The following is a 15,881-nucleotide window of genomic DNA, read 5'->3' as shown; positions in this document are numbered from 1 at the left end:
CGACCCCTCCCAGCCGCTTCCGCGGCCATCCCCGCGCCGACACAGCCGTCGCGCCCCCGCCAGCACCATGTGTCTCCCAAGAGAGGCGACCCGCCATGCCGCTGCACGTATCCCCGGCCCCGGCCCCAGCCTTGCGCAGTGTCCTGACCGCCCTCGGCTCCCCGAACGCGGTCCGAGGCTCCCGAGCCCCCATGGCACTGCGCACGGCTCAGGGCCCCCTGCGTCCCGAACTCCCGCTCCCGGCGTACGAGATGGCGCGCGTTGCGCCGCGCACCGCCGAACGCGCCGTGGAGCGCGCCTCCGGACGCTCCGCCGCACGCACCGGCGAACCCGCGGACGCCTCGCCGCGCACTCGGCTGACCGGCTGGCGCTTCCTGCTCTCCGACGAGGGAGCCGAGGCCGGCGTCGGCGGCTCCGGCGGTGATGCGGCCCAGGGCGGGGCGTACGTCGGCACCGCGGAGGCGGTACTGACCGCGGACGGCTGGACGTTCGGACAGTTCCGACAGGGCCCCTATGTCCTCTCGACGGTGCGGGCGATACGGCAGGCCGAGCTGCTGCCGGCCCCGTACCAGCCGCGCCTGCTGTCGGTACCGGAGCTGTACATGCTCACCCTGTGGCTGCACGCCGACGTCACGGCCGACCCGTGCGGTGGCGTACCGGACCCGGCCGACCTGCTGATCCCGCTGGCCCCCGCGCCGCCCGGCATCGCCCCGCACACCGCGCACCGCGTGGACGCACTGCTGCCCGTACTGACCCGCAGGCTGATCGCTTCCGCGGCTACGACGGTGGCGCCCGGAACGGATCCGCAGGTGGCTTCGCTGCTGCGTACGCCCGCGTGATCCGGCTTCTGTCCTACGGCACCACCTGCGCTGCTGTCCGCCCGTCCGGATGGGCTAGTCTTCCCGACTACCCGAACCCCCCGAAATGACCGGGCAGTTGGGCGCAACCGCCCGCCAGGGTGATGCGTCTGAGCGGTTGGGTACGAGCTGACGCGAAATCCCTGCGGATTCGAGCCAGCAGCGGAACACTGTGAGATGGACCGGAACGTACGCACGTACGTGATCACGGGGGGAACGGCCATGCAGAACAAGAGCCGCAGGACAGACGCCACAACACGACGGAAGACACCGACAATGTGCCAGCACCAGCCACCGTGCCCGACAGCGGATTCAGCAGACAGGGAGGCCGCGCAGCCCGTGGCCCACCACCCGGAGCAGGGCTGGAGCCTGCTCTGCAACGGAGTTCTGCTCTTCGAGGACACGGGAGAGCTGCTGCCGGACGGCCAGATCATCGCCCCGCACAAGCCGCTCGGCACCCGCCACATCATCACCGCCGCCTAGCCACACGCGACGGCGGGCCGGCCGAACGCCGGGGCCTGAGGGCGCAGCCCCCAGGCCCCTGTCCGCAGCAACTGCGGAACATCGACGAGCTCCGCCACAGCATTCCGCCCCGGGCTACCCCGCGTCGTACTCCCCGATCGGCGGGCAGGAGCAGACGAGGTTGCGGTCACCGTAGGCGCCGTCGATCCGGCGTACGGGGGGCCAGTACTTGTCGGACGGCCGCACGCCGGCCGGGAAGACGGCCTCCTCGCGCCCGTAGCCCTGCTCCCACTCGCGGCCGAGCATGGCGGCGGTGTGCGGGGCGTTGCGCAGCGGATTGTCCGCCGCGTCCCACTCCCCGGTACCGACCTTCTCGATCTCCGCACGGATGGCGATCATCGCCTCGCAGAACCGGTCGACCTCGGTCAGATCCTCGCTCTCCGTCGGCTCGATCATCAGCGTCCCGGCGACGGGGAAGGACATCGTCGGCGCGTGGAAGCCGTAGTCGATCAGCCGCTTGGCGACGTCGTCGATGCTCACGCCCGTCTGCTTGGTCAGCGGCCGTACGTCGATGATGCACTCGTGCGCCACCAGCCCGTTCGGGCCCGTGTAGAGCACGGGGTAGTGCGGCTCGAGCCGCTTGGCGATGTAGTTGGCGCTCAACACCGCCACCTGCGTCGCCTTGCGCAGCCCCTCGGCGCCCATCAGCCGCACGTACGCCCACGAGATCGGCAGGATCCCGGCCGAGCCCCACGGTGCACCGGAGACCGGGCCGATGCCCGTTTCCGGCCCGGCGGCGGGCTGGAGCGGGTGGTTGGGCAGGTACGGCGCCAGGTGGTCCCGTACGCCGATCGGACCGACGCCGGGGCCGCCCCCGCCGTGCGGGATGCAGAACGTCTTGTGCAGGTTGAGGTGCGAGACGTCGGCACCGAAGCGGCCGGGTCGGGCCAGCCCCAGCAGCGCGTTGAGGTTGGCACCATCCACGTACACCTGGCCGCCCGCGTCGTGCACGGCGGCGCAGACCTCGGTGATGTGCTCCTCGAACACGCCGTGCGTCGAGGGGTAGGTGACCATCAGCACGGCAAGCTCGTCGCCGTGCTGCTCGATCTTGGCGTGCAGGTCGGCCACGTCCACGTCACCGTTGTCGCTGGTCTTGACGACGACGACCTTCATCCCCGCCATCACGGCGCTGGCCGCGTTGGTGCCGTGCGCCGAGGAGGGGATGAGGCAGACGGTGCGCTGTGCCTCGCCGTTGGCGCGGTGGTAGGCGCGTACGGCCAGCAGTCCCGCCAGCTCGCCCTGGGAGCCCGCGTTCGGCTGGAGGGAGACCTTGTCGTAGCCGGTGACCTCGGCCAGCCGCTCCTCCAGTTCGCGGATCAGCGTCAGATAGCCCTCGGCCTGCTCGGCGGGCGCGAAGGGGTGCAGTGCACCGAATTCGGGCCAGGTGACCGGCTCCATCTCGGTGGTGGCATTGAGCTTCATCGTGCAGGAACCGAGCGGGATCATGCCGCGGTCCAGCGCGTAGTCCCGGTCGGCGAGGCGGCGCAGATAACGCAGCATCGCCGTCTCGGAGCGGTGCTCGTGGAAGACCGGGTGCGTGAGGTACTCGTCGCTGCGCAGCAGGTCAGCGGGGAGTGCCTCTCCGCCGGCCTCCGGCCGGGAGGTAGCCCCTATCGCGGCGTCCAGCGCGTCCAGGTCGCCGGGCGCTGCCACCCCGAACGCCTGCCACACGGCGGCGAGCTGCTCGCGCCCGGTGGTCTCGTCGCAGGCGATACCGATGTGGTCGGCGTCCACCTGCCGCAGGTTGATCCCGGCTTCGCGGGCCCGGCCGGTGATCTCGGCCGCGCGGCCCGGCACACGCGCGGTGACCGTGTCGAAGAACCGCTCATACAGGACCTCGACGCCGCCGTCCCGCAGCCCGGCGGCGAGCAGTGTCGCGTAGCGGTGGGTACGGCGGGCGATGGCGGCCAGCCCGTCGGGCCCGTGGTAGGCGGCGTACATCCCGGCCATCACGGCGAGCAGCACCTGCGCGGTGCAGATGTTGCTGGTGGCCTTCTCGCGGCGGATGTGCTGCTCACGGGTTTGCAGGGCGAGGCGGTACGCCTGCTCGCCGTCCGCGTCCTTGGAGACGCCGACGAGCCGTCCGGGCAGGCTGCGGGCGAACTTGTCGCGGACGGACATATAGCCCGCGTGCGGCCCGCCGAAGCCCATCGGCACGCCGAAGCGCTGGCTGGAGCCGACGGCGATGTCCGCACCCAGCTCGCCGGGTGAGGTCAGCAGGGTGAGCGCCAGCAGGTCGGCCGCGACGGTGACGACCGCGCCCAGTTCGTGCGCCCGCTCGATCACCGGGCGCAGATCGCGCACCGCACCGGAGGCGCCGGGGTACTGCAGCAGCACGCCGAAGATGCCGCCGCGCTCGGCAAGCTCGTCGGGGATGCCCTCACTCAGGTCGGCAACCAGGACCTCCACCCCGGTGGGCTCGGCGCGGGTCCGCAGCACCGCGACGGTCTGCGGCAGACAGTCGGCGTCGACCAGGAAGGTGCCGCCGTTCTTGCCGGCCTTGCCGACCCGGCGCGAGAGCGCCATCGCCTCGGCGGCGGCCGTGGGCTCGTCCAGCAGCGATGCACCGGCGGTGGGCAGCCCGGTCAGATCGGAGACGACGGTCTGGAAGTTGAGCAGCGCCTCCAGCCGGCCCTGGGAGATCTCCGGCTGGTAGGGCGTGTAGGCGGTGTACCAGGCGGGGTTCTCCATGACATTGCGCAGGATCACCGGCGGTGTGACAGTGCCGTGGTAGCCGAGGCCGATCATGGAGTGCAGCACCTGGTTGCGCTGCGCGAGGGAGCGCAGCTCGGCCAGTACCTCCGCCTCGCTCCGCGCCTCGGGCAGCTCCAGCCGCTCGGTGCTTCTGATCACGTCGGGCACCGCCGCCGCGGTCAGCTCGTCGAGCGACCCGTAGCCGACCTGCGCGAGCATCTTGGCCTGCGCACCGGCGTCGGGTCCGATATGGCGGCTCTCGAAGGGAGTGCCGTTCTCCAGTGCGGAGAGCGGGGTCCGGTGGGAAGTCATCTGCGGGGGCCTCCTGGTCTGTGCGACCTGCGAGGGGCACCTTTACGGGTGCCCGGACGGCCTCCCCCTCTGTCATCTCGACCTGAGAGTTTCACCGGGCCCCAGGTGCGGGGCCTCGGCTTACACCGTCGGTGAGGAGGGGCTTCGGCGCTGGTCCGGGCCCGCCCTGCTTTCCAGAGTGACCTCGTCCGCGCGGTACGTGGGCCTGAGAGATTCCGGGGAGGAGTTGCTCCTTCGGCGCCTCCGGAAAGTTCACCGGAGGACTCTCCCGCACGGGGTCGACAGCCACCTTGAGCGTATCAGCGCCCCCTTGAGTGGTAACCCGGAGTGCGCTCAAGTAGCCAACAGTCGAAAAGTGCCGTTTCGTGGTGAGTACGAGCGTGAACAGCACGTTGCGACCCCGTGGGAGGAGACTCGTGCAGACCTACATAGATCCGCGGAGCCTGATCGGCCGCAAGGCGTTCGACAGCGAGGGTGTCAAGATCGGCACGGTCGACGAGGTGTATCTCGACGACGCCACGGGCGAACCGGAGTGGGCGGCGCTGCGCACCGGCATCTTCAGCCGCGACGCCTTCGTGCCGCTGGAGCCCTCGAGCCTGGACGAGACCGGGCTGCGTGTCCCGTTCGAGCGCGCCCTGATCAAGGAGGCCCCCGACTTCGGCGTCGGCCGTCACCTCTCCCCGCAGCAGGAGCTCCAGCTCTACCGCCACTACGGGCTCGACGTCCCGGCAGGCGAGGAGGCGCCCACGCCCCCGGACCGCGATTTCGGACGGATCGCCGGCGCCGGGGACTGAGCCGCCAGCGCCCGGGCGATGTCCGCGTCCAGCATTCTCGGCTCGGCGGGCTCCAGCTCCGGGTCGTCGACGGAGAAGGTCCGCACCCGGCCGGGCGGAGTGTCCGGTTCCTCGAAACGGACGGTGACCTTCCCGATGCCGCTGCCCTGCACCCAGCCTCTGCCGTACTCGGCATGGCACACATCCAGGCCGGGGGTCCATCGCCGATCGGCGGACACGGCCGCGCCGGGCTCCTCGGCGGCGGCGCCCGCTTCCATCGCCGCCCGGGCCGTCCGCAGCGGCCCCTCGGCACCCGCCGGTCTGCTCTCGGCCTCCGCCGGACTGCCTTCGGCCTCCGCCGCTCCCGCCCCGCCTTCGGGGTGGTCTCTGTCGGACGGTTCGTGCTCCTGGCTCAGCGCGGCCTGGGCCTGCGCGAACAGGTCCTCCTGTGTGAAGTCGGCGAGCCCGCTGACCCCGACTCCCAGCAGCCGCACCCCGGCCGTGGTGTCCACCCCGTCCAGCAGCCGCAGCGCTGCCTCCTTGACGACACCCAGGTCGTCGGTGGGCCCACGCAGGGTCTCGGATCTGGTGAGGGTCGAGAAGTCGTAGCTGCGTACCTTGATGACCACGGTGCGTCCGGACCGCCCGGCCGCGCGCAGCCGCGTCACACAGCGCTCGGCGAGCCGCTCCAGCTCCAGCCGCACCCTGGTGCGGTCGGTGAGGTCCACATCGTAGGTGTCCTCGACGGAGACCGACTTGGCGTCCCGCTCGGCCACCACCGGACGGTCGTCGATGCCGTGGGCCATCGCATGGACCGAGGTCCCGTGTGACTTACCGAGCAGCCGCAGCAGCTCGTCCTCACCCGCCTCCACGATCTCTCCGACAGTGGTGATCCCGGCTCTGCGCAGCACCTCCGCCGTGGCAGGCCCCACCCCGGGCAGCGTCCGCACCGACAGCGGTGCCAGCATCTCGCGCTCGGTGCCCACCGGGATGAGTACCAGGCCGTCCGGCTTCGCCTGCTCCGAGGCGATCTTGGCCAGCATCTTCGATCCCGCCAGCCCCACCGAGCCGGTCAGCCCCGTCGCCGCTCTGATGTCCCGCCGCAGCCGCTCACCGACCTGTTGCGCCCCCTCAGCGCCGCCCTGCGTCCCTTCCAGCGCCTCCCCGGCCTCCAGGTCCACGAACGCCTCGTCGAGGCTCAGGGGCTCCACCAGTGGCGACAGTTGGTGCAGCAGCTCCATCACCACCTCGCTGACCGCACGGTAGAGCCCGAAGCGCGCGCCCAGATACGCAGCGTTCGGCGCCAGCCGCCTGGCCTGCGCCGTGGGCATCGCCGAGTGCACCCCGAAGCGCCTGGCCTCGTACGAGGCCGTCGAAACGACCCCGCGCGGCCCGAGGCCGCCGACCACGACCGGCTTCCCGCGCAGACTGGGCTTCGACGCCTGCTCCACAGCAGCGAAGAAGGCATCCATGTCCAGATGCAGGATGGTCGGCTGGGTCCTCACATCTTCCGATGCTGCCGCATCCCACTGACAATCCCGCCGGTGTGCGGCCCCGGTACGGCGCCAACACCGGCGGCCTCAGCCCCGACGCCCGGCTACCCCGCCCGATTGCGGCGGCGGGCCAGCTCGTCCTCCGGATGGTCCCTGACCAGCGTCTCGCCGGTGTCGACGCGCTCCCCGTGCAGCTGGGAGAGAGCGCCCTCGACGTCCTTCCAGACGACGCCGACGGCGATACCGAAGACGCCCTGGCCCCCCTGCAGGAGATCCACCACCTCGTCGGGCGAAGAGCATTCGTAGACCGTGGCCCCGTCGCTCATCAACGTCATCCGTGCCAGGTCGGTCCGGCCCCTGGACCGCAGATGCCGTACGGCGGCGCGAATGTTCTGGAGCGATACACCGGTGTCCAGCAGCCGCTTGACGATCTTGAGGACGACGATGTCCTGAAAGCTGTAGAGGCGCTGGGTTCCCGAACCGTAGGCGGGGCGGATGCTGGGCTCGACCAGCCCGGTACGGGCCCAGTAGTCGAGCTGGCGGTAGGTGATCCCGGCCGCGGAGCAGGCGGTCGGACCGCGGTAGCCGACCTGCTCGGCCGGGGTCTCGGCCGACGGCCCTGAGACGCCGCCCGGCCGCAGTCCTGGGGGCGGTGCGGGGGACGGCCGATCTGCGGGCACCTCCCGGCCGGAAGCCGGGGGCGGGCCGTCGGGTAGGGACGAGTCGCCAGCCGCCGTACCTTCGCCGCCGGTGCTTGTCACGCCGACCTCCGTCCTTCACATCCCGGGTTACCCCCGGAACCTGCCCACATGAAGGTAGGCAGTCACTCCGAGTGCGTCAACGATCGCCACACTCGGCACGGCGAGTGATAATGCCCCAGAGAGTGGTTTCGCGTGCCCACAACCGGGGAATTGCTGGCCGGATGGTCACCCCGGCAGGCAGCACCACGCACCTCTTCCTGGCCTCCGGCCAGAAGTGCCCGGTCCGGGGGCGGCTGACGGCGGAGCGTCACTGGCTGCTGGTGCCGAAGTCCTCCGGGGAGATCTGGTCGAGGAACTCGCGGAACTTCTCCACCTCGTCCTCCTGCTCGTCCGGGATCGCGATCCCCGCGTCGTCCAGCACACCGTCACTGCCGTAGATCGGCGTACCGGTGCGCAGTGCGAGCGCTATGGCGTCGGACGGACGGGCACTGACTTCCACGCCACTGGCGAAGACAAGCTCCGCATAGAACACGCCTTCCCGCAGATCCACGATGCGGACCGCGGTCAGCTCCTGACCCACTGCTTCCAGGACGTCCTTGAACAGGTCATGGGTGAGTGGGCGTGCGGGGGTCATGCCCTGCTGGGCGAAGGCGATCGCGGTCGCCTCCCCGGGGCCGATCCAGATGGGGAGGTAGCGGTCGCCTCCCACTTCTCGCAGGAGCACGATCGGTTGGTTGGTGGGCATTTCCACCCGGACACCCACGACGTCGAGCTCATTCACACAGCAACCCTAGGCCGTGCTGCGCCTGTTTGGGTAGTCGGGCAGCCGTCCGGCACCGGCATCCGTGTGCTGATTCAGTCACCCCGCGTGCGGGCCGCACGTACCGCGGACTCCACAAAGGCCCCGTAGAGCCGCACGGAGAGGTCCGTGAGTTCGTCCGCCGTGGTCTCGGCGTGCGTTCTGGTCCGCTGGTCCGGATGGTGCCGAAGGGGCGCGACAAGCTGCTCGACGAGATCCAGCTGGCGGTCGGCGGCCGCCTTCACAGTGCGTAGATGACGTGCCGCCACTCCGTAGCGGCCGAGCTCCGCCACCAGCTGGGCCACGGTCACATCGGTCAGCCGGTAGGTACCGTCCTCGGCGGGGCCGAGCAGCCCGTACTCCTCCCACTCGGCCAGTTCCTGCTCCTGCGCACCGACGAGCCCGAGGAGTTCCTTGCGTCCGGTACGGATGGCAGGGACCGCACCCGCCACGTTCGGCTCCTCGGGGTCACGAGGCGGAACCATCGGCAGGGCCGGGTAGGGAGCGCCCTCGCCGAACGCTTCCAGATGCTCTCTGATGACCTTCAGCGGCAGATAGTGGTCCCGCTGCATCCGCAGCACATAGCTCAACCGCTCGACGTCCTCGGCCCGGAACTTCCGGTACCCCGACGGGGAACGCGCCGGCTCGACGAGCCCCTCGGCCTCCAGAAAGCGGATCTTGGAGACGGTGACCTCGGGAAACTCCGCACGGAGTGCCTCAAGGACGGCGCCGATACTCATCGGACCGCTCTTCTGCCCGGCGGCGGTGCCCGCACGGGCACCGCCGGACGGCGTGTGCAGCATGAGCCTCCCTGCCGGGACTGTCAGTGGGTGCGCTGGCTCGCGAAGAAGACCAGCCGGTACTTCCCGATCTGCACCTCGTCGCCGTTCCCGAGCGGCACTCCGGCCTCGATCCGCTCGCGGTTGACGTAGGTGCCGTTCAGGCTGCCGACGTCGGAAACCGTGAAGGTGCCGTCCGGGCCGCGCCGGAACTCGACGTGGCGGCGGGAGACGGTCACGTCGTCCAGGAAGATGTCGCTCTCCGGGTGGCGCCCGGCGGTGGTCAGATCACCGTCGAGCAGGAACCGGCTGCCCGAGTTGGGGCCGCGCCGCACGATCAGCAGCGCCGAGCCCATGGGCAGGGCGTCGACGGCTGCCTGCGCTTCGGGCGGCAGCACCGGAGAGGCATGCTGGCCGGTGGTTTCGGAGTCGTACGCCTCCAGACCGGAGATGGAGATCGTGGACGTCGTCTCGGACGCCCCTTCCGCGGGCGCGCCGCCCCGCAGGGGAGCACCGCAGTTGGAGCAGAACCGGCTCGCTTCCGCGACGCGGGCTCCACACCTGTTACACACCGGCAAGGCAGAACCTCCACCCGAATTTGAGGTTGGCGGTGCCTGGGAACCTATGCGCCCCTGAGCGCCAGGGTCAACAGAAACCGCGCCGCGACCACCCGAATTGTCCCCTCCGGGCCCGGCCACCTCGTCACGGAACAGCGGGCGCTCGGTACTGCCCTCCGGCGCCCCTCCGGTCGTCTCCGCACCTTGGGGAGCACGGTGCCGTGCGGTACCCGTGTCGCCGCCCCGACGGCCCTTGCCGAACAACTTCGCAAAAAAACTCACGGGCGATTCCCCTCGCACGAAACAGACCCGCCCGTGGGGCAGGACAGACCCTCGATGCTCTCACTGGCCACTCTTGACGCTGTAATAACGTCCGTGACCCGTAGACAGTTTCCACCACGCGGTGCCCAACTTGCCCTCCGACCCCCCGAAACTCCTATCACCATCTCAGCGCGATGACGACCGAGCGTAGTCAGGCCGCTTCGCCTGTCGCAAGGCGTCCACGGTGATCTTCCCCGAGCGGGTCACATCCACTGTGGCCTGCTTGTTCTTCAGCGTCTGCACAACGCCGCCGGGGATGTTGAGTGCCGGTTCCAGATCGGCGGGCTTGCCGATGACCTCGAAACGGTAAGGCTGGTCGATCCTATGCCCGTCGACGTCGACCCCGCCGCCGCTGTCGGTGAAATGCGTGCCGGCCACCACCCGCACACCGTTGACCTGCATGGCCTCGGCGCCGGCGGCCCGCAGTTCCTGAACCGCGTCCAGCAGCGTGTCGGAATCCGCCGCTCCGGCCCGGTCCTTGATCGTCATATGGATACCGGGCCCCTCGGCCGCCACCGTACCGGCGAGCACACCGAGCTGGGCCTCCTTCTCCTTGGTCTGCTTACGCGCCTCCTCGGCCTGGTCCGAGGACGTCTCAAGCTGAGTGCGCTGCCCGTCCAGCTTGCGCTTCTCGTCCTCCAGCCGCTTGGTGCGGTCGTCGAGCTCGTCGAGGATGCGGACCAGATCCTCACGCCTGGCACCGCGCAGCGCGCTGTTCTCACTGGTTGAGCGCACCTGGATCGCCAGCCCGAGGCCGAGGACGAAAAGCAGGAGCGCGACGATGAGTTGGGCGCGCGTCACCCGGGGTGGCCAGACGGCCTTGACGAGCCGTTGCCGTCCCGTCAGCTGCGGGCCGCTGTTCTCACCCTGTGTGCCCGTCGTCTCCGGCCGCTCCTGGGGGAGTTCGCGTTCCGGTTCGCGCTCCGGCGGAAGCTCGCGCTGCGGGTCGCTGCCGTTCCCCGGCCTGCTGCCGTTCTCCGGCCTGTTGTCGTTGCTGTCGTCACTCATCGACCTCACGCCCTGAACACGTGCCGACGGATGGCGGCTGCGTTGGAGAAGATCCGGATACCCAGGACGACGACCACACCGGTGGACAGCTGGGCACCCACCCCGAGCTTGTCGCCCAGGAAGACGATCAGCGCGGCCACCACCACGTTGGAGAGGAACGAGACCACGAAGACCTTGTCGTCGAAGATGCCGTCCAGCATGGCGCGCAGGCCCCCGAAGACCGCGTCCAGCGCGGCGACGACGGCGATGGGCAGATACGGTTCGACCGCCAGCGGCACCACGGGCCGGACGACAAGTCCGGCCACGACTCCCACGACGAGGCCCAGTACGGCGATCACGATGTGCTGCCCTTCCCTGTCCGCACAGGTTTCGCTGTTCTCAGAATCAGACTCGGCGCAGCAGGCAGCCGCACCTTGTCCTGGACGGAAATGCTGGTTCTGGCACCGTAGTCCTTGTGCAGGACGTACAGGTACTGGCCGTCGACACTGTCCTGGAAGGTCCGGGAGAACTGCTTCCCGGGACCGATCGCCAGCAGCGTGTACGGCGGAACCAGCGGCTTGTTGTCGACCAGGATCGCGTCACCCGCCGCGCGGATGGCGGACCGTGACGTGAGGCGCTGGCCGTTGATCGAGACGGCTTCGGCGCCGGCCGCCCACAATCCGTTGACGACCCGCTGGAGATCGCGGTCGCGGATCCGGCCCGTGTCGGAGAACCCGTCGGTGTTACGGGGCCCGTCACCGTCGCCGGACTCGGCGTCCTCGGCGTCGTCCACCACGAGCTTGAGGCCGGGACCCTCGACAGCGGTGGCGCCGGAGAGCAGGGCGGTGGTCCTGCCCCGCTCGTCGCCGTGCTTCTGCAGAGCTTTCCGCTGCTGACGCTCCACCGAGGACCGCAGCTTGTCCACGTCCCCCTGAAGCTCGTCGGCCCGGTGACCGCCGGACTCGATCCGCTCGATGAGCTCCTGCTTCTCCTTGGCGACGCTCGGCGCGGAGATCTGCGCCTGGGCGGCACCCACAGTTACCACCAGGGCCGCCAGCACCAGCCCTACCGCCAGCCCCACCTTGGCCCGCAGCGTGCGGGGCATCCTCGAGCGGCCCACCTCGCCCCGCCGGGCGGCAGCTTCCGCGTAGCCGTCGTCGAGGCTGTGCTCCATCGCATTGGTCAGCAGCGACATGGAAGCGTCGGGCCGCGGGGTCCGCGCCGGGGTGCTCCGAGTGGGGTGCTGCTGCGACATGCCGCACATCGTCGCACGTCGAGACCCGTGCCGCCGAATGCACCCACCCCTGTTCCGTACGGCGGGACTTGCCCTTGGAGAAGGGCGAGCCCCGCCGCGGCACTCAGTGTCCCGCGCTGTCGACCACTGCCGCCCACTCGTCCAGCAGGGCCTGCGCGGATGCCTCGTCGGGCCCCTCCGCCCACAGATGCGTGACGGCCTCCGCCGGGTCGGGCAGCACCATCACCCAGCGGCCGTCGGACTCGACCACCCGCACCCCGTCGGTGGTGTCGACGGACCGGTCCCCCGCCGCCTCCACGACAGTACGCATCACAAGTCCCTTGACCGCCCAAGGCGTTGCCAGGTCCCGCCGGCTCACATGGGCCCGCGGGATACGTGCGTCGATCTGACTGAGCGTCAACTGTGTACGTGCCACGAGACCGATGAGCCGCACAAACGCAGCCGCGCCGTCGAAGACCGAACTGAACTCCGGGACGATGAATCCGCCTCTGCCGTCACCACCGAAGACGGTGCCGTCGTCATCCCTGCTGACCCGGGTGAGGTCGTCGGGAGACGTCGTCGTCCACTCGACCTGCGTGCCGTGGTAGGCGGCGACCTGCTCGGCGATCCGGGTCGTGGTCACCGGCAGCGCCACCCGACCGCTGCGCCGCTCGGCCGCGACCAGGTCGAGCATCACCAGCAGCGCCCGGTCGTCCTCCACGATCCTGCCGTGCTCGTCCACCAGCGAGATGCGCTCCCCCACCGGGTCGAAACGCACCCCGAACGCCGCGCGGGCCGACGCGACGATCTCCCCGAGCCGCACTAGCCCGGCGCGCCGACTCTCCGCCGACTCCGTCGGCCGCGACTCGTCCAGGCCCGGGTTGATCGTCAGCGCGTCCACGCCCAGCCGGCCCAGCAGACTCGGCAGCACCAGCCCCGCGCTGCCGTTGGAAGCGTCGACCACGACCTTCAGGCCCGCCTCCGCGACCCCGGTGGTGTCCACGGCGCGCAGCAGCGAGCCCGTGTACGAGTCGTAGACGCTGGAGGGGAAGCTGAGATCACCGATCTCACCGGGGAAGGCACGGCGGTACTCCTGCCGCGCATAGACCCGGTCGAGCTTGCGCTGCCCGGCCTGGGAGAGGTCGGCTCCCCGCTCGTCGAAGAACATGATGTCCACGGAGTCCGGAACCCCGGGCGTCGTACGGATCATGATGCCGCCGGCACTGCCCCGCGCCGTCTGCTGCCGGGCCACCGGAAGCGGCACGTTCTCCAGATCCCGTACGTCGATCGCGCTGGCCTGCAGCGCGGAGATGATCGCCCGCTTGAGGGCACGCGCGCCTCGCGAGTGGTCCCGGGCGGTACAGACGGTGGAGCCCTTCTTGAGCGTCGTCGCATACGCGCCCGCCAGCCGTACCGCCAGCTCCGGCGTGATCTCCACATTCAGGATCCCGGAGACGCCACGCGCACCGAACAGATGCGCCTGCCCGCGGGACTCCCAGATGACGGACGTATTGACGAACGCGCCGGCCTCGATCGTCTTGAAGGGGTAGATACGGACGTTCCCCTGGACGATCGACTCCTCGCCGATCAAGCACTCGTCGCCGACGACAGCACCGTCCTCGATCCGCGACGCCCGCATGATGTCGGTGTTCTTACCGATGACGCAGCCTCGCAGATTGCTCTGCGGACCGATGTAGACGTTGTCGTGCACGACGGCACGGTGCAGGAAAGCACCGCTCTTGACCACGACGTTCGAGCCGATGACAGAGTGTTCACGGATCTCCGCGCCGGCCTCGACCTTCGCGTAGTCACCGATGTAGAGGGGGCCACGCAGTACGGCGTCGGGATGCACCTCGGCGCCCTCGGCGACCCAGACACCGGGCGAGATCTCGAAGCCGTCCCGCTCCGCGTCGACCTTGCCCTCGAGTACATCCGCCTGGGCCTTCACATAACTCTCGTGGGTGCCGACGTCCTCCCAGTACCCCTCGGCAATATAGCCGTAGATCGGCTTGCCTTCCTTCATGAGTTGCGGGAAGACATCACCGGACCAGTCGACGGGCACATCGGGTTCGACGTAGTCGAAGACCTCGGGCTCCATCACATAAATGCCGGTGTTCACCGTGTCCGAGAAGACCTGTCCCCAGGTCGGCTTCTCCAGGAACCTTTCGACCTTGCCGTCCTCGTCCACGATGGTGATACCGAATTCCAGCGGATTCGGCACCCGGGTCAGACAGACGGTGACCATCGCACCGCGTTCCCGGTGAAAGCGGATGAGGTCGGTGAGGTCGAAGTCGGTGAGAGCGTCGCCGGAGATGACGAGAAATGCGTCGTCCCGCAGGGCTTCCTCGGCGTTCTTGACGCTGCCGGCCGTCCCCAGTGGCTTCTCTTCGTTGGCGTAGGTGAGCTCCATGCCGAGCTCCTCACCGTCACCGAAGTAATTCTTGACCAGCGAGGCCAGGAATTGCACGGTCACGACGGTCTCGGTGAGCCCGTGACGCTTGAGCAGCCGCAGCACGTGCTCCATGATCGGCTTGTTCTCCACCGGCAGGAGCGGCTTGGGCATGCTCGCGGTCATCGGCCGAAGGCGCGTGCCTTCGCCGCCAGCCATCACGACGGCCTTCATATCGGAAGCGTCCTCCTCGTACAGACGACGGTCATCCCGACCATGACCCCTCCAGGATGACCTACAAAGGCGTAATCAGGGCAACCGGCCCCCGGAGCGAGGAGAGGCGGGTATCAGTCGGTCGTCTCGGTGTCCGCCCTGATCAGACGGCGAACCTGGACCACATAGAGGATCCCTGCCCACCAATAGAGAGCAGTACCCCAACCTGCGAAGGCCCATCCGAAAATCGCTGCGAGTGACGAGACCCAGCCACTTCCGTCACTGAGCAGCAGCAGCGGGAAGGCATACATCAGGTTGAAGGTCGCAGCCTTGCCCAGGAAGTTGACCTGCGGCGGCGCATAGCCATGGCGGTCCAGGATCCACACCATGACCAGCAGCAGCAGTTCGCGGGCCAGCAGAGTGATGGTGAGCCAGAGCGGCAGAATCTCCCGCCAGGTCAGGCCCACAAGAGTGGAGAGGATGTACAACCGGTCCGCGGCCGGGTCGAGAATACGGCCGAGGTTGCTGATCTGATTCCACCGACGGGCCAGTTTGCCGTCGAGGTAGTCGCTCACTCCGCTCGCAGCCAGCACGAACAGCGCCCACAGATCGCAGTTCGGACCACCGAACTCGGGCCAGAGAATCAGCCATAGGAACACCGGCACACCGACCAGGCGGGCCATGCTGAGGATGTTCGGGATGGTGAGGACCCGATCCGTCTGGACCCGCGTCTCCTGGACCTCCACCCGTGGGCCTCCTGAGTAACCGTGCCGACGCTACCCCCTGACCCTACCCGGCGCCGCTCACCCAGCGTGCACGGGGTCGCCGATGGGCGGAGAAAAGAGGCGCGATTGGGCATGAAAAAACGAAAGGGCCCTGTTGGCGTCAGCCAACAGGGCCCTTTCTCAAGAATTGTTCGGCGGTGTCCTACTCTCCCACACGCTCCCGCATGCAGTACCATCGGCGCTGAAAGGCTTAGCTTCCGGGTTCGGAATGTAACCGGGCGTTTCCCTCACGCTATGACCACCGAAACTCTGTTCAGGAATCACCGGATCAACAGAATCCGGGACCTGGAGTCTCTTAGCGAACAAGCACACTCTTCAATTGAAGTGCGGTTGTTGTCTCAGAACCAACACAGTGGACGCGAGCATCTATGGACAAGCCCTCGGCCTATTAGTACCGGTCACCTCCACACGTTACCGTGCTTCCAGACCCGGCCTATCAACCCCGTCATCTCCAGGGAGCCTTAC

At 69.0% G+C, this 15,881-nt stretch carries 14 protein-coding genes, 2 rRNA genes and 1 riboswitch; of the genes, 3 read left to right on the top strand and 13 right to left on the bottom strand.

The genetic code is table 11. The annotated features are described in order from the left end of the window. Window positions 1–95 precede the first annotated feature (95 nt). Window positions 96–839: a hypothetical protein gene (locus tag ACTWP9_RS33975; RefSeq protein WP_443250182.1), complete on the top strand. Its 744-nt coding sequence runs from the start codon at window positions 96–98 to the stop codon at window positions 837–839. 294 nt (window positions 840–1,133) lie between these two features. Further along, window positions 1,134–1,340: a DUF5999 family protein gene (locus ACTWP9_RS33970; RefSeq protein ID WP_443250218.1), complete on the top strand. Its 207-nt coding sequence runs from the start codon at window positions 1,134–1,136 to the stop codon at window positions 1,338–1,340. Between the two features lie 114 nt (window positions 1,341–1,454). Here ACTWP9_RS33970 and gcvP read toward each other — a convergent pair whose 3' ends face one another. Continuing rightward, on the bottom strand, window positions 1,455–4,385 hold the full coding sequence (gcvP, locus tag ACTWP9_RS33965; RefSeq protein ID WP_443250181.1) for an aminomethyl-transferring glycine dehydrogenase: 2,931 nt from the start codon (window positions 4,383–4,385) through the stop codon (window positions 1,455–1,457). Between the two features lie 183 nt (window positions 4,386–4,568). Then, a riboswitch (glycine riboswitch) is annotated at window positions 4,569–4,666 on the bottom strand. Between the two features lie 135 nt (window positions 4,667–4,801). Between gcvP and ACTWP9_RS33960 the strand changes: the two genes are divergently transcribed. Beyond that, entirely contained in the window at window positions 4,802–5,179 is a 378-nt protein-coding gene (locus ACTWP9_RS33960; protein ID WP_443250180.1) for a PRC-barrel domain-containing protein, read from the top strand. On the opposite strand, the gene ACTWP9_RS33955 is transcribed toward ACTWP9_RS33960, so the two are convergent. The 12 genes from ACTWP9_RS33955 to ACTWP9_RS33900 all read right to left on the bottom strand — a co-directional run. Then, on the bottom strand, window positions 5,095–6,663 hold the full coding sequence (locus tag ACTWP9_RS33955) for a DNA polymerase IV (RefSeq protein WP_443250179.1): 1,569 nt from the start codon (window positions 6,661–6,663) through the stop codon (window positions 5,095–5,097). The genes ACTWP9_RS33960 and ACTWP9_RS33955 overlap by 85 nt on opposite strands. Window positions 6,664–6,755: 92 nt before the next feature. Continuing rightward, on the bottom strand, window positions 6,756–7,412 hold the full coding sequence (locus tag ACTWP9_RS33950; protein WP_443250178.1) for a MerR family transcriptional regulator: 657 nt from the start codon (window positions 7,410–7,412) through the stop codon (window positions 6,756–6,758). Window positions 7,413–7,659: 247 nt separating this feature from the next. Beyond that, complete coding sequence (locus ACTWP9_RS33945) at window positions 7,660–8,133, bottom strand: bifunctional nuclease family protein (RefSeq protein ID WP_026004895.1); 474 nt, start codon at window positions 8,131–8,133, stop codon at window positions 7,660–7,662. 74 nt (window positions 8,134–8,207) lie between these two features. Further along, a complete protein-coding gene (gene ftsR / locus ACTWP9_RS33940) occupies window positions 8,208–8,954 on the bottom strand; it encodes a transcriptional regulator FtsR (RefSeq protein ID WP_443250177.1) in 747 nt (248 codons plus the stop codon). A gap of 20 nt (window positions 8,955–8,974) precedes the next feature. Continuing rightward, window positions 8,975–9,502 carry an FHA domain-containing protein gene (locus tag ACTWP9_RS33935; protein WP_443250176.1) on the bottom strand — a complete coding sequence of 176 codons (528 nt, stop codon included), beginning with the start codon at window positions 9,500–9,502 and terminating at the stop codon, window positions 8,975–8,977. Between the two features lie 432 nt (window positions 9,503–9,934). Continuing rightward, complete coding sequence (locus ACTWP9_RS33930) at window positions 9,935–10,816, bottom strand: DUF881 domain-containing protein (RefSeq protein ID WP_443250175.1); 882 nt, start codon at window positions 10,814–10,816, stop codon at window positions 9,935–9,937. A 5-nt stretch (window positions 10,817–10,821) separates the two neighbouring features. Then, window positions 10,822–11,154: a small basic family protein gene (locus tag ACTWP9_RS33925; RefSeq protein ID WP_019358093.1), complete on the bottom strand. Its 333-nt coding sequence runs from the start codon at window positions 11,152–11,154 to the stop codon at window positions 10,822–10,824. Further along, entirely contained in the window at window positions 11,151–12,059 is a 909-nt protein-coding gene (locus ACTWP9_RS33920; protein ID WP_443250174.1) for a DUF881 domain-containing protein, read from the bottom strand. Before ACTWP9_RS33920 ends, ACTWP9_RS33925 begins: the two co-directional genes overlap by 4 nt. 94 nt (window positions 12,060–12,153) lie before the next feature. After that, window positions 12,154–14,652: a sugar phosphate nucleotidyltransferase gene (locus ACTWP9_RS33915; RefSeq protein ID WP_443250173.1), complete on the bottom strand. Its 2,499-nt coding sequence runs from the start codon at window positions 14,650–14,652 to the stop codon at window positions 12,154–12,156. A gap of 113 nt (window positions 14,653–14,765) precedes the next feature. Next, window positions 14,766–15,377 (bottom strand): CDP-alcohol phosphatidyltransferase family protein, encoded by a 612-nt coding sequence (locus ACTWP9_RS33910; protein WP_443250172.1) that lies wholly within the window; start codon window positions 15,375–15,377, stop codon window positions 14,766–14,768. A 168-nt stretch (window positions 15,378–15,545) separates the two neighbouring features. Continuing rightward, window positions 15,546–15,662, bottom strand: a 5S ribosomal RNA gene (rrf, locus tag ACTWP9_RS33905). Between the two features lie 122 nt (window positions 15,663–15,784). Then, window positions 15,785–15,881: ribosomal RNA gene (locus tag ACTWP9_RS33900) — 23S ribosomal RNA — on the bottom strand; the annotation flags it as partial.

Origin of the sequence: Streptomyces sp. 3N207, from assembly GCF_052246355.1 — a bacterium.
Classification (GTDB): domain Bacteria; phylum Actinomycetota; class Actinomycetes; order Streptomycetales; family Streptomycetaceae; genus Streptomyces.
This window is presented reverse-complemented; position numbering and strand designations above follow the sequence as displayed.